This is a genomic window from Cytobacillus sp. Hz8 (assembly GCF_042263505.1).
Lineage (GTDB): Bacteria > Bacillota > Bacilli > Bacillales > Cytobacillaceae > Bacillus_BE.
The window spans coordinates 189,050-203,203 of record NZ_JBHKFI010000004.1; the positions used below are offsets into that span (position 1 = coordinate 189,050).

A 14,154-nucleotide genomic window follows, 5' to 3' on the forward strand; every position below is an offset into this window, starting at 1 on the left:
TTTGGCATGAAAATCTGTTGGGTGTTTCATACTAAACATATCATGTGTGAAGGGAGAATTGGAATGGATAGAGAAAAGGAACAGAGTGAAACGGTTAACAATGAGGATCAAGATCAGCCGAAAGAAGATAAACCGTCTTCCTTAATGGAAAAGATCCAGCAATTAGGTCAAACGAATGTTCCTCAATTATCTCAGGATACAAGAATCCATTGTTTAACGATTGTCGGTCAAATTGAAGGTCATATACAATTACCTCCACAAAATAAAACAACCAAGTATGAGCATCTTATTCCACAATTAGTTGCGATTGAGCAAAATCCAAAAATTGAAGGCTTGTTAGTGATTTTGAATACAGTTGGGGGCGATGTGGAAGCAGGACTTGCGATTGCTGAGATGCTAGCCTCTATTTCAAAACCGACTGTATCGATTGTACTTGGAGGAGGTCATTCGATCGGGGTTCCGATTGCAGTGTCATGCAATTATTCCTTTATCGCAGAAACAGCTACGATGACGATTCATCCGGTTAGGTTAACGGGCCTCGTTATTGGTGTTCCGCAAACTTTTGAGTATTTGGATAAAATGCAGGACCGCGTCATTAATTTTGTGACAAAGCATTCAAATATAACAGAAGTTCGATTTAAAGAGCTCATGTTTGAAAAAGGGAATTTAACAAGAGATATTGGAACCAATGTTGTTGGAACAGATGCAGTAAAATATGGTCTTATCAATGAAGTTGGCGGTCTTGGAGCAGCTATGAAAAAATTAAATGAATTGATTGATTTAAATAAGGATGAAAGTGAGAGTATGGTTCAATGATTCTATATACAATGATGCCTCATGATATGATTTTTCCGACTAATCAAGATGATTTTTCAAAACAGAAAATGGTCTCATTTGATGGTATTCCATTGCTTGTGGAAAAAGATGATCAATCTCAACAATATCGAGTTTTGAGGGTTTTAAGCAGTGATCCGGTCCATTATTTAGATGGTAGATGTGAGCCCGGTTCTTATCTATCTATCCTAGAGGTTGAATAAGATAAATAGACAAAAATGTGGTATAATTAGGATAAACTTCAGGAAGCAGCCAAATAGGGCTGCTTTCTTCATTGATTATGATGAGACTGGATATGCAAATATTCCCTTTTTGAGTAGTGGTACGTAATTATGAACTGATAAGGTGATTCTATGGTAAAAAGGAAGAAAAGAAAAACAAGACAAAAGGAAAAATTCAAGCGATCCGTGCAATTTGAGCTATTAGGAATCATATTGATTGCTCTTGCTGCTATATCCATAGCAAAGCTTGGAGCGGTTGGAAAGGCAGTTGTCCTGTTTTTTCGCTTTTTTTTGGGCGAATGGTACATGGTCTCTCTTATCGCTTTAGTCGTATTGGGTGTTTACTTTATGTGGAAAAGGGCGGTCCCATTTTTATTTCATACAAAGTTAATCGGACTTTATCTCATTTTTTCAGCTATATTGCTATTAAGTCATGAAAAGTTGTTTGAATTGTTATCGAATGGTGAAAAATTCGCGAATCCCAGTGTAATTAAAAATACTTGGGAACTGTATCAAATGGAAATTAAAGGCGAGACAAGTACAACTGATTTAGGTGGCGGTATGCTTGGAGCTGTTCTTTTTGCCGCTAGCCACTATTTATTTGCAGATGCGGGAACGAAAATTATCGCCTTTGTTTTATTCATCATTGGTTTTGTTTTACTGACTGGGAAAACATTTGGTGATGTTCTTGGTAAGGTGTTTATCGCCATCTATCAATTTATAAAACAACAGTGGAATGCGTTTAAAGAAGATACGAAGGAATGGAAAAATAATAAAAAGAAGAAGAATACGGCAAAAAGGGAAAAACGGAAAGAAAAACGAATCGCGGAAAAACCTCCTGTCGAACCTGAGGCAGAAGTTGAGGAACCACTTCCCGAGCCAATCATCTCTAGCTTTGCGCAAAAGGTTCAACATCCAGAAACATTGGCTGAAAACAGCAGAACAAATCCAGTACATGAGGAAATGGATGAGGTGGATGATGGTTCTCCTCCAATGATGTTTACAGAGGTAGAAAATGTGGATTATCAATTACCTCCTCTACATATTTTGAAATTTCCCAAACAAGCTGATCAAAGTGGAGAATATGAAATGATTCATTCCAATGCAGCAAAGCTTGAACGAACCTTTCAAAGCTTTGGCGTGAAGGCTAGAGTGACTCAGGTCCATTTAGGACCAGCTGTAACTAAATATGAAGTTCATCCAGATGTCGGAGTCAAGGTAAGTAAGATTGTTAATCTCAGTGATGATTTAGCACTTGCGTTGGCAGCGAAGGATATCAGAATTGAAGCTCCAATACCAGGAAAGTCCGCAATAGGGATTGAAGTCCCCAATTCCGAAATTGCGGTGGTGTCATTACGGGAAGTCATTGAAGCAACGCAAAATGAAAAGCCGGAATCAAAACTTTTGATTGGGTTAGGCCGCGACATTACGGGAGAAGCTGTCCTTGCTGAATTGAATAAAATGCCCCATTTACTTGTTGCAGGGGCAACAGGTAGTGGGAAGAGTGTGTGTATTAATGGCATTATTACAAGTATTCTTATGCGGGCAAAGCCCCATGAAGTGAAACTGATGATGATTGATCCGAAAATGGTGGAATTAAATGTTTATAATGGGGTTCCCCACCTTTTAGCACCTGTTGTGACAAATCCGAAAAAAGCAGCTCAAGCCCTAATGAAGGTTGTCAATGAAATGGAGCGGCGTTATGAGTTATTCTCCCATACAGGCACGAGAAATATTGAAGGTTATAATGAACATGTGAGAAGACAAAATGCTGAAGAAAATGAAAAACAGCCATTATTACCTTTTATTGTGGTAATCGTGGACGAGCTTGCGGATTTAATGATGGTTGCCTCTTCAGACGTTGAAGATGCTATTACTCGCTTGGCACAGATGGCTCGTGCTGCAGGAATTCACTTAATTATTGCGACACAAAGACCTTCTGTAGATGTCATTACTGGAGTCATTAAAGCTAATATCCCTTCCAGAATTGCCTTTGCCGTTTCTTCACAAACGGATTCGAGAACGATTTTGGATATGGGAGGTGCAGAGAAGCTTCTAGGGAGAGGGGATATGCTCTTCATGCCTGTTGGGGCTTCAAAACCGATTCGCGTTCAAGGCGCCTTTCTTTCAGATGATGAGGTAGAAGAGGTCGTGGATTTTGTTATTTCTCAACAAAAGGCTCAGTATCAGCAGGATATGATTCCTGATGATATCCCAGAAATAAACTCTGAAGTAGATGATGAATTATATAATGATGCCGTTGAGCTAGTAATCGAGATGCAGACTGCCTCTGTTTCCATGCTGCAGCGCAGATTTAGGATTGGTTATACAAGAGCTGCTAGATTAATTGATGAGATGGAGCTAAGGGGAATTGTTGGACCCTATGAGGGAAGTAAGCCTCGAACTGTGCTAATACCAAAGTCTTCTGATGAGGCTAGTTCTTCATTTTAGTGAAGGAAAAGTAAGTAAAAAATTGTGAAATCAAAATGAAATCATGAAAATAAGAAAAGAGCGGATATGTGGAGCTCTTTTCTTATTTTCCATTCAAAGTTTTGAAAGCGCTTTATTCTAGCGCTATTTTTGAAAAAAATGGCGTTATTATTGAGAAAAATCCTTATTTGGATTTTTGACATTATCGAGAAAAATAAAAATCTCTATTTATTTATACAAAAAAAAATGGTATATTATTGACGATTAGTAGGAATGGTAAAACATCAGAGGTCTGATGTCTATAGAGAAACTGGGGGAATGCCTACATGTCATCAATCAAGTCAGATAATCGACATTTGTATTTACAGGTCATTGATCGGCTGAAGCAGGACATTGAGCATGGCAACTATAAAGAAAAAGAGAAGTTGCCTTCGGAATTTGATCTTGCCAAGCAGCTGGGGGTTAGCAGAGCAACACTGAGGGAAGCGTTACGTATATTAGAAGAAGAAAACGTTATCATTCGTCGCCATGGTGTTGGAACTTTTGTTAATTCAAGGCCCTTGTTTACCTCTGGTATCGAGCAATTACAAAGTGTCACTGCAATGATTGAGCAAGCAGGTATGAAGCCAGGTACTATTTTTCTTAGCTCAGAAAAACATGTTGTAACCGAAGAAGATATGCGGCGATTCTCTTGTTCTAAAGAAGATTCTATGGTGGTAATTGAGAGAGTAAGGACGGCGAACGGTGACCCGGTGGTTTATTGTGTGGATAAGATTCCAGAAAATATTTTGCCAGCGAGGATATCACCAATTGAAACATCGATATTTGGAATATTAGAGGATGTTTCAAACCGGAAAGTTACATATGCTGTTGCCCAGATTGAACCTCTGGGGTATCATACGAAAATCTCACCTATCCTTAATTGTGACCATGAATCTGCACTGCTTGTTTTAAAGCAAATGCACTATGACGAGATGGACGAGCCAATTCTCTATTCGGTCAATTACTTTAGAGCGGATAAATTCAGTTTTCACGTTTTACGAAAAAGAATGTAATTCGTATATTTGGGGAAACTACAATTTGACGCGAGTAAAGTTCATTTCTACCAAATCAAAATAAAAAATAGGGGGCAACATCCTTGAAAAAGCGTAAATTTGGTTTAGCGCTATCACTTGTTTTAGCTGCTGGAACGATTTTAGGTGCTTGTGGCAACGGTGACGAAAAAGACAAAACAGCTGATAAAGGAACGAAAGAAGATAGTTTCTCAGTTGGGATGGTTACGGATATTGGCGGTGTTGATGACAAATCCTTTAACCAATCTGCATGGGAAGGTCTTTCTGCATGGGGTAAAGAAAGTGGAATGGAAAAAGGTAAAGGTGGATATGATTATCTTCAATCCAAATCTGATGCAGACTATACAACTAACCTCCAACGTTTAGCTCGTGAAAATTTCAACTTAATTTTCGGTATTGGCTATTTATTACAGCCAGCAGTTGAGGAAATTGCCAAACAACGAAAAGATACAAACTTTGCAATTGTTGACTCAACAGTTGATCAACCAAACGTAGCAAGTATTACATTCAAAGAACATGAGGGTTCATTCCTAGTTGGTGTTGTTGCTGGATTAGCGACTAAATCAAATAAAGTAGGATTTATTGGCGGTGTTGATGGAGACTTAATCAATAAATTCGAAGTAGGCTTTGTTGCAGGGGTAAAATCAGTTAACCCTAAAGCTGATGTAGATGTTGAATATGTAGGTTCCTTCGGTGATGCAGCAAAAGGTAAATCAATCGCAGACAAAATGTACAACTCTGGTATCGATGTTATCTATCATGCTTCAGGTGGTAGTGGTGAAGGATTGTTCGCAGATGCTGTAGAATTAAAGAAAAAAGATCCTAGTAGAACAATTTGGGCTATTGGTGTAGATAAAGACCAATCTGATCTTGGTAAAGTTGATGATAAAACAAATATCACTTTAACTTCAATGGTTAAACGTGTGGATATTGCTGTAAAAGACGTAGCACAAAAAGCGAAAGACGGCGAATTCCCTGGCGGAAAAATTCTTGAGTATGGACTTGAAGAAAATGCCATTGGTATTGCACCAACACAAGATAACTTAACTCCTGATATGTTAAAAGCAGTAGAAGAGTGGACAACTAAGATTAAAAACGGTGATGTTAAGGTTCCAACTACTCGCGATGAATTAAAGAACTTTAAATATTAATATGAATGAATGGAATAGAGGGCTATTTTATATGATAGCCCTCCATTTTCCTAGTGGAAAATAAAATTTCAAAGAAAGAATTGAATTGAAAGTAAAATTCAAATCTTTCTTTAGGATTTTATTATAAAAGTGGATAATAAAATTCATTATTTGTTTGAGGTAAGACCTCTTACAACCTACAATATTATGAATATTGTTTTTTAAGGAGTGAGTACAGGGTGGAATACGTTATTGAAATGCTTAACATTCGTAAAGAGTTTTCTGGTTTCGTTGCCAACGATAATATTACCCTGCAGCTGAGAAAAGGCGAAATACATGCCTTACTCGGTGAAAATGGCGCCGGAAAATCAACTCTAATGAATGTTTTATTTGGTTTATATCAACCGGAACAAGGGGAAATACGTGTTCATGGTAAGAAAGTAGATATCACCAATCCAAATATCGCTAATGATTTAGGGATTGGGATGGTACATCAACACTTTATGTTGGTTGATAAATTTACGGTAACAGAGAATATCATTCTTGGCAAAGAACCAAAAAAGGGTTTGAAGATTGATATTAAAAAAGCTGAACAAGAGGTTCGCGAAATTTCCGAGCGTTATGGACTGTCAGTCGATCCGCAAGCAAAGATTTCTGATATTACAGTTGGGATGCAGCAACGTGTTGAAATTTTGAAAACCTTATACCGTGGTGCAGAAATTTTAATTTTTGATGAACCAACAGCTGTATTAACTCCTCAAGAAATCCACGAATTAATTGGAATTATGAAAACTCTAATTAAAGAAGGAAAATCCATTATTTTAATTACACATAAATTAAAGGAAATAATGGAAGTAAGTGATCGTGTAACCGTTATTCGTAAAGGAAAAGGGATTGATACGCTCAATGTCTCTGAAACGAATGTTAATGAACTGGCAAGCTTAATGGTTGGCCGCGAGGTTGTGTTTAAGACAGAGAAGGTCGAAGCAAAACCTAAAGAGGAAGTATTGGAAATCAACAATTTAGTTGTCAAGGATTCTCGCGGAATTGAAGCAGTTAGAGGCTTGAATTTATCTGTTCGCGCTGGTGAAATTGTGGGAATTGCCGGAGTAGATGGCAATGGCCAGGGGGAATTAATCGAAGCAATCACAGGTTTACGAAAATCTGAAAGTGGAACGGTTAAAGTCAACGGGAAGGAAATTCAAAACCATTCACCAAGAAAAATTTTAGAAACGGGTGTAGGACATATTCCACAAGATCGTCATAAGCATGGACTTGTTTTAGACTATCCCATTGGAGAAAATATGGTTCTGCAAACCTATTATAAAGAGCCATACTCTAAGGCTGGTGTCCTAAATTATAAAAAAATCTATGAACATGCTAAAAAAGTCATTCAAGAATTTGATGTGAGGACTCCAAGTGAGAAGACGTTGGCGAGAGCACTTTCAGGTGGTAATCAGCAAAAAGCCATCATTGGCCGTGAAATCGATCGAAATCCAAACCTTCTTATTGCTGCACAGCCTACACGGGGGCTAGATGTTGGTGCGATTGAATTTATTCATAAGCGTTTGATTGAACAGCGGGATCATGGTAAGGCTGTCTTACTTGTTTCTTTTGAATTAGATGAAGTCATGAATGTGAGTGACCGAATAGCTGTTATCTATGAAGGGAAAATCGTTGCAATCGTGGACCCTAAAGAAACAACCGAACAAGAGCTCGGTTTATTAATGGCTGGCAGTAAAGGTAAGGGAGAAGGTGTAGAGAAGCATGTCTAGTCGATTACAAAATATCATCGTACCAGTAATTTCTGTTATTTTGGGGATTATCGCAGGCGGAATTATCATGCTTATTAGTGGTTATAATCCAATAGATGGTTATGCTGCACTATGGAATGGAATTTTTGGTGAAGTATATTTTATGGGGGAAACCGTTCGCCAAATCACTCCATATATTCTTGCAGGATTGGCGGTTGCATTTGCCTTTAAAACAGGACTTTTCAATATCGGAGTTGAAGGACAGTTTATCGTGGGCTGGACAGCAGCCGTTTGGGTTGGAGTTGCTTTTGATTTACCTAAATTTATTCATTTACCTTTAGCTTTACTTGCAGCAACTGTTGCTGGGGCTTTATGGGCATTTATTCCGGGATTATTAAAAGCAAAGCTAAAAGTTCACGAAGTTATCGTAACCATAATGATGAACTATATTGCTTTATATGTAACCAATGCACTTATTCGTGGTGTTATCGCAGTTAAAGGGGATACAACAGAAACGGTTCACCGTTCCGCATCCCTAAGATCATCATTTTTAGAAAGCATTACGGACTATTCACGGATGCACTGGGGGATTATCATTGCACTCGTAGCTGCGTTTGTGATGTGGTTTATCCTTGAAAAAACAACTTTAGGCTATGAATTACGTTCTGTTGGATTTAACCAGCATGCTTCTCAATATGCAGGGATGAATGTTGGGAGAAACATCATTTTATCCATGGTGATTTCAGGTGCTTTTGCAGGCCTAGCAGGTGCAATGGAAGGGCTTGGAACCTTCGAATATGCTTCCATTAAATCAGCTTTTACTGGCGTTGGTTTTGATGGGATTGCGGTTGCGTTATTAGGAGCAAACTCTGCAATTGGTGTTATTTTTGGAGCTATATTATTTGGGGGCCTAAAAATAGGTGCCTTGAATATGCCGCTTGAGGTGGGAGTTCCAAACGAATTAGTTGATATTGTTATTGCCTTAATTCTTTTCTTTGTCGCTTCAAGCTACATTATCAAATGGGCGATTTCACGTTTTAAAAAGGGGGGGAAATAAATGGATGTCATGCAAGTTTTAGAATTCATAATTTCATCAACGATTTTTATGGCCGCTCCTCTTGTTTTTACTGCATTAGGCGGGGTATTTTCAGAACGATCTGGTGTTATTAACATCGCATTAGAAGGATTAATGTGTTTTGGAGCCTTTGTTGCGATTGTCTTTAACCTCACTTTTGCGGATACTTTTGGCGATGCAACGAAATGGATTGCTTTATTGGTTGCAGCCATTTTAGCTGGAATTTTCTCCCTACTCCATGCAGTAGCGTCCATCTCTTTCCGCGCTGACCAAACCATCAGTGGGATTGCGATGAACTTTTTAGCTTTAGGGTTAGCCATTTTCTTAGTAAAGAAATTCTATGGCAAAGGGCAAACAGATGTTATCACTGACCGTTTTTATAAGACGGATGTTCCTTTCTTAAGTGATATTCCAATTATTGGTCCATTGTTCTTTTCCAATGTTTACTATACTTCCTTTATTGCTATTGTTGTGGCAATCTTAGCATGGTACATTATTTTTAAAACACCATTTGGTTTAAGATTACGCTCTGTTGGTGAACATCCATTAGCAGCAGATACAATGGGGATTAATGTTGTAAAAATGCGATATATCGCTGTTTTCATTAGTGGGATTCTTGGTGGTCTTGGTGGTGCTGTTTATGCCGAAACCATTACGATGAACTTTGGACATTCAACGATTGCAGGACAAGGCTTCATGGCTTTAGCGGCGATGATCTTTGGAAAGTGGCATCCAATTGGTGCCCTTGGAGCTGCTATTTTCTTCGGCTTTGCCCAAAGCTTAAGTATTGTAGGTTCAAGTATTCCATTATTAAAAGATGTTCCGGATGTTTATCTATTCATAACACCATATGTATTAACAATTCTGGCACTAGCAGGTTTTATCGGCCGTGCAGAAGCTCCAAAAGCAGATGGTGTTCCATATATTAAAGGGCAACGATAAAGAAAACTCGTCGATTGGCGAGCCCCTAAGGGCGAAGACAGAGGCGTAGTTGACCTTATACTAAATTCCTAAAATTGGCCACAGCGCCCGAGTTTCTTCTTTGCAGCCAATTTATTCATTCTTTACGTATAAGAAGAAACCTGTCAGTCTTTAGGCTGATGGGTTTCTTTGTTTTTCACTTAATTTTTGAAGGAAGAATGTTTTTATTAACTTAATATCCAATTACTTGAAAATTGGAATCCATGCAAGTTATAGTAAGAATATGTTTAGCACATAGGGTAAACATATGATTATTACGTTTAAGCTCTTTAAATGATCAAGAAAGCAAAATGATTTGAAAATGGATTACATAGAATGAATAAACAGGTTTAGAAGGAGGCAGGTTATGGCGATTATTTCAGAATCCGTTGAAGAAATGAAGGGCTATAAGCTTCATCTTGTGAAATCAGATAAATACAAAACAAATACGTTTGTCTGGAAAATGAAATCACCTTTGTTAGAAGAAACGGTGACCAAAAGAGCTCTCTTACCTTATGTATTGCAAAGCAGTTCAAAGAATTATCCAACTACAGCAAAGTTACGTGCCTATCTTGATGATTTATACGGAGCATCCCTTTATGTTGATTTAGCAAAAAAGGGTGAGTATCATGTAATCAGTTTTTCTCTGGAAATAGCGAATGAAAAGTTTTTATCGGACTCAACGCCGTTATTAAGAAAAGGAATTGAATTATTTGCTGAAATCTTGAAAAATCCGAATCAAAACGGGATTTCCTTTGACGTAGACACTGTAGAACGGGAGAAGCGAACATTAAAGCAACGAATTCAATCTGTCTTTGATGATAAAATGAAATATGCAAGTAATCGACTTGTTGAAGAAATGTGTGAAGGAGAACGATATTCGCTCTCAACATTCGGTGAGAAGGAACAGGTTGATGCCATTACAGCGGAAAGTTTATTTACTTATTACGAACAGGCATTTAAAGAAGATGAGCTTGATTTTTATGTGATTGGTGATGTGGACTTCAAGGAAGTAAGCTCCATCTGTGATGAACTATTATCATTTTCAAATCGCACAAGCCCATTACTAGAAAGAAAGAAAGTAACCATAGATAAAGTTAATGAAGTCAAGGAGAACCAGGATATTAAACAAGGAAAGTTGAATATCGGTTTTCGAACAAATATTTATTATGGCGATAACGACTATTATGCCCTTCAAGTTTTTAATGGAATATATGGGGGATTTTCCCATTCAAAGCTGTTTATTAATGTGCGCGAGAAAGCAAGTCTTGCCTATTATGCTGCAAGTAGATTGGAAAGTCATAAAGGCTTAATGATGGTCATGTCTGGTATTGATAATAAAAACTATGACCAGACTGTAACCATCATTAAAGAACAGATGGACGCCATGAAAAAGGGCGACTTTACAGGCCAAGAGCTTGAACAGACAAAGGCTGTCATAAAAAATCAAATGCTTGAAACGATTGATTCTGCAAGAGGATTGGTTGAAGTCCTTTATCATAACGTGGTTGCAAAAACCGATATTACCTTAGACACATGGCTTCAAGAAACAGATAAAGTAACAAAAGAGGAAGTCATCCATGTTGCACAAAAGATTGAATTAGACACTATTTATTTTCTTACTGGATTGGAGGCGGGCAAATAATGGAGAAAATATCTTTTGACCAGCTTCAGGAGGAATTATTTCATGAAAAACTAGAAAATGGTTTAGAAGTTTATATTCTTCCAAAAAAAGGTTTTAATAAAACGTATGCGACTTTCACAACGAAATATGGTTCCGTTGACAATTACTTTGTTCCAGCTGAAAAAAGTGAATTTACAAAGGTACCTGATGGAATCGCCCACTTTTTAGAGCATAAAATGTTTGAAAAGGCAGATGGAGATGTCTTTCAGCAGTTTAGCAGACAAGGGGCTTCTGCCAACGCCTTCACTTCTTTTACAAGAACGGCCTATTTATTCTCAAGTACTTCTGATGTGGAAAAGAATTTAGAAACTCTCATTGATTTTGTGCAGGATCCCTATTTTTCAGAGAAAACAGTGGAAAAGGAAAAGGGGATTATCGGCCAGGAAATTACGATGTATGATGATAATCCGGATTGGCGCCTCTATTTTGGTTTGATTCAGAATATGTATAAAAATCATCCGGTAAAAATCGATATCGCAGGTACGATTGAATCGATTTCGCATATAAACAAGGATTTGTTATATGAATGCTACTATACATTCTACCATCCAAGCAATATGCTCCTGTTTGTTGTCGGACCGGTGGATCCAGAGGCAATCATGGATCAGGTAAGAGAGGATCAGGCGAAAAAGACCTATCATGAGCAACCGGAAATTAAACGGAAATTTGCTGAGGAAATCGAAGCGGTTGCAGAGAAAAAGCAAATTTTAAAAATGAACGTCCAAACATCCAAATGTTTGGTAGGGATGAAGGCTGTTGATGTAGATATCCAAGGAGAAGAGATGTTAAAAAAGGAATTGACGGTTAATATTCTTCTTGATTTACTCTTTGGAAAAAGCTCGGATAATTATAATCAATTGTATGATTCAGGCTTAATTGACGAAACCTTTTCCTATGATTTTACTCAAGAAAAGGGTTTTGGATTTGCCATGATTGGTGGAGATACAAGCGACCCTGAAAAATTAGCGGATACATTAAAAATGATGTTATTTGCTGCACATAATGGGAAAGTGACGGAGGAAATGTTAGAACGAACCAAGAAGAAAAAGATTGGTGGATTTTTACGAGCAGTCAATTCTCCAGAATACATTGCTAATCAATTTACGCGTTATGCTTTTAATGAAATGGATCTTTTTAATGTCGTTCCGGCTCTTGAAAAAATCACTTTAGCGGATGTTTTAGCTGTAGCAAAGGATTTCATTAAGGAGGAGCGGTTCACCGTTTGTCAGGTTATTCCTAAAGGATAAAGGATTCTTTTTTAGGCTTTTTCTCAAAAAAATTGAGAGTAAAGCCTTTTTCTTTTGATGATTTGCAATAGTGGAAGGATGTGACCATACTATAAAGTGAAACTTCCATCAGTGGGGGTTTTCATTCATCCCCCACTGATGGTTAGTCACGCAAAGCCTGATTGATTTTTCTAAGGGCTGAAGCCCAAAGAAAAATCTTATTTCACTTATCACGCTCAATAACGCCACGTCCTGTGGCTTTCGCCTGACTAGGACATCCTGTCCGTCGTCGGACCTTTACGGACAGTTGATCTCTCACTTATCTTCTTCGTATTCTCAGAATCTTGAAGTGGGAGTCTTACTGTCCGTTAAGAGTGGGATAAAAGATGTAAGCATTTTTACTGTGGGGTAGAGGACATGAATAAATACATATTAATAACAGGTGCTAGCGGGGGAATTGGTCAAGCCATCGCCAAAAAACTGGCACAACAAGGGTATTCCTTATATTTACACTATTATAAAAATCAAACTGGTATGGAAAGGCTTTTAGAGGAGCTTAAGGAGTATGGCGGGGAGTATATTCCGATCAAGGCAGATTTAGCTTCAAAGGAGGGATATAAAGAACTGACGCAAAATATTTTCTCCTTGGATGGAATGATACATAATAGCGGAATAAGTCACTATGGACTTGTGATGGATTTAGACCCAAACTTGCTTGAAATTATGATGCGGATCCATGTTACATCCCCTATTTTGGTTACGAAGGAATTATTGCCGAAGATGCTTTCTAAACAAGCTGGAAGTATCATTTTTATCTCATCCATTTGGGGGCAAATCGGCGCTGCATGTGAAGCCGCGTATTCTGCAGCTAAGGGTGCGCAAATCGCTTTTATGAAAGCGTTAAGTAAAGAGGTAGCCTATAATGGGATTCGGGTGAATGCGGTTGCCCCTGGAGCCATTCAAACGGCTATGCTTGAAGGTTTTACGAAAAAAGAGCTTGAGGATATTCAGGGAGAAATTCCGATGGGGAAGCTAGGCAGTGCAGAAAATGTAGCGGACGCAGTGAATTTTCTCTTATCTGAGCAAGCTTCTTATATGACGGGTCAGGTTTTATCGGTAAATGGCGGCTGGTTTATGTAGAAAAAAATGCAGGCAATTTCAGTGCCATGAATATTTTTGTCCTCCTTATGCAAAATATAGTTGTACTACCTAAAAAGGAGGATAATACATGTCTGTACTAGAAAATTGGCAACAATGGAAGGATTTTTTAGGTGACCGATTAGATCATGCACAAAATCAAGGGATGAACAAAGAAGTTATTAATGATCTTGCCTTTCAAATTGGAGATTATTTAGCGAAACAGGTAGAACCAAAAAATGAGCAGGAAAGAATTCTAGCTGATCTTTGGTCTGTTGCAACACCAGAAGAGCAGCATGCAGTCGCTAGCATCATGGTGAAACTTGTTGAAAATAACGGAAGTCATTAAAATGAAGAGAGGGTAAGCCTCTCTTTTTATTATGGGAAAAATAAAAAACAATAATTATTCTATGTGTTTAGCTTGTGCTTGTTGCATCTATTCAAGCCGCCTCCGCTTTTCGTGTTGTCCAGCTCCGGCGGCTAGGGGCTCGAGGTCATAAGCCAAGCAGTCCATGGGAGGAAAAGGCACCTCCCACGGCCTGCTTGTCTTATGCTTGTCGCCCCTGTTCAACGATAAGTCAACATCGGTTCGTGCCTCACCGTGTTTCCTTTATCTCCTACGGCTGCAGT

Annotated in this window: 12 protein-coding genes; all 12 read left to right on the forward strand. The window is 38.2% G+C overall.

Annotation, left to right across the window (positions count from 1 at the left end; genetic code table 11):
• Positions 1–63: 63 nt before the first annotated feature.
• The 12 genes from ACE38V_RS07685 (at position 64) to ACE38V_RS07740 (ending at position 13,873) form a co-directional block, all read left to right on the forward strand.
• Positions 64–816: a ClpP family protease gene (locus tag ACE38V_RS07685; protein WP_375840633.1), complete on the forward strand. Its 753-nt coding sequence runs from the start codon at positions 64–66 to the stop codon at positions 814–816.
• On the forward strand, positions 813–1,037 hold the full coding sequence (locus ACE38V_RS07690) for a YlzJ-like family protein (protein WP_375840634.1): 225 nt from the start codon (positions 813–815) through the stop codon (positions 1,035–1,037). Before ACE38V_RS07685 ends, ACE38V_RS07690 begins: the two co-directional genes overlap by 4 nt.
• A 150-nt stretch (positions 1,038–1,187) precedes the next feature.
• A complete protein-coding gene (locus ACE38V_RS07695; RefSeq protein ID WP_375840635.1) occupies positions 1,188–3,506 on the forward strand; it encodes a DNA translocase FtsK in 2,319 nt (772 codons plus the stop codon).
• Between the two features lie 305 nt (positions 3,507–3,811).
• Positions 3,812–4,540: a GntR family transcriptional regulator gene (locus ACE38V_RS07700; RefSeq protein ID WP_375840636.1), complete on the forward strand. Its 729-nt coding sequence runs from the start codon at positions 3,812–3,814 to the stop codon at positions 4,538–4,540.
• An 83-nt stretch (positions 4,541–4,623) separates the two neighbouring features.
• Complete coding sequence (locus ACE38V_RS07705) at positions 4,624–5,709, forward strand: BMP family lipoprotein (RefSeq protein ID WP_375840637.1); 1,086 nt, start codon at positions 4,624–4,626, stop codon at positions 5,707–5,709.
• Between the two features lie 218 nt (positions 5,710–5,927).
• Entirely contained in the window at positions 5,928–7,463 is a 1,536-nt protein-coding gene (locus ACE38V_RS07710; protein WP_375840638.1) for an ABC transporter ATP-binding protein, read from the forward strand.
• Positions 7,456–8,499, forward strand: a complete 1,044-nt coding sequence (locus tag ACE38V_RS07715) for an ABC transporter permease (protein WP_375840639.1) — start codon at positions 7,456–7,458, stop codon at positions 8,497–8,499. The genes ACE38V_RS07710 and ACE38V_RS07715 overlap by 8 nt, the downstream gene beginning before the upstream one ends.
• Entirely contained in the window at positions 8,500–9,459 is a 960-nt protein-coding gene (locus tag ACE38V_RS07720) for an ABC transporter permease (RefSeq protein WP_375840640.1), read from the forward strand. It abuts the gene before it with no gap.
• A gap of 385 nt (positions 9,460–9,844) precedes the next feature.
• Positions 9,845–11,122, forward strand: a complete 1,278-nt coding sequence (yfmF, locus tag ACE38V_RS07725) for an EF-P 5-aminopentanol modification-associated protein YfmF (protein WP_375840641.1) — start codon at positions 9,845–9,847, stop codon at positions 11,120–11,122.
• On the forward strand, positions 11,122–12,408 hold the full coding sequence (yfmH, locus tag ACE38V_RS07730; RefSeq protein WP_375840642.1) for an EF-P 5-aminopentanol modification-associated protein YfmH: 1,287 nt from the start codon (positions 11,122–11,124) through the stop codon (positions 12,406–12,408). The genes yfmF and yfmH overlap by 1 nt, the downstream gene beginning before the upstream one ends.
• A 396-nt stretch (positions 12,409–12,804) precedes the next feature.
• The gene (gene ymfI / locus ACE38V_RS07735) at positions 12,805–13,527 is read left to right on the forward strand and encodes an elongation factor P 5-aminopentanone reductase (RefSeq protein ID WP_375840643.1); all 723 of its coding nucleotides are present in this window, start codon (positions 12,805–12,807) and stop codon (positions 13,525–13,527) included.
• Between the two features lie 88 nt (positions 13,528–13,615).
• Positions 13,616–13,873, forward strand: coding sequence for a DUF3243 domain-containing protein (locus ACE38V_RS07740; protein WP_375840644.1), 258 nt, complete (start codon positions 13,616–13,618; stop codon positions 13,871–13,873).
• Positions 13,874–14,154: the final 281 nt, after the last annotated feature.

Excerpts from the sequence above, each read along its gene's own strand:
- ACE38V_RS07715 (WP_375840639.1), top strand. The coding sequence starts at position 7,456 with ATGTCTAGTCGATTACAAAATATCATCGTACCAGTAATTTCTGTTATT.
- ACE38V_RS07690 (WP_375840634.1), top strand. The coding sequence starts at position 813 with ATGATTCTATATACAATGATGCCTCATGATATGATTTTTCCGACTAAT.
- yfmF (WP_375840641.1), top strand. The coding sequence starts at position 9,845 with ATGGCGATTATTTCAGAATCCGTTGAAGAAATGAAGGGCTATAAGCTT.
- ACE38V_RS07700 (WP_375840636.1), top strand. The coding sequence starts at position 3,812 with ATGTCATCAATCAAGTCAGATAATCGACATTTGTATTTACAGGTCATT.
- ACE38V_RS07685 (WP_375840633.1), top strand. The coding sequence starts at position 64 with ATGGATAGAGAAAAGGAACAGAGTGAAACGGTTAACAATGAGGATCAA.
- ACE38V_RS07720 (WP_375840640.1), top strand. The coding sequence starts at position 8,500 with ATGGATGTCATGCAAGTTTTAGAATTCATAATTTCATCAACGATTTTT.
- ACE38V_RS07695 (WP_375840635.1), top strand. The coding sequence starts at position 1,188 with ATGGTAAAAAGGAAGAAAAGAAAAACAAGACAAAAGGAAAAATTCAAG.
- yfmH (WP_375840642.1), top strand. The coding sequence starts at position 11,122 with ATGGAGAAAATATCTTTTGACCAGCTTCAGGAGGAATTATTTCATGAA.
- ACE38V_RS07740 (WP_375840644.1), top strand. The coding sequence starts at position 13,616 with ATGTCTGTACTAGAAAATTGGCAACAATGGAAGGATTTTTTAGGTGAC.
- ymfI (WP_375840643.1), top strand. The coding sequence starts at position 12,805 with ATGAATAAATACATATTAATAACAGGTGCTAGCGGGGGAATTGGTCAA.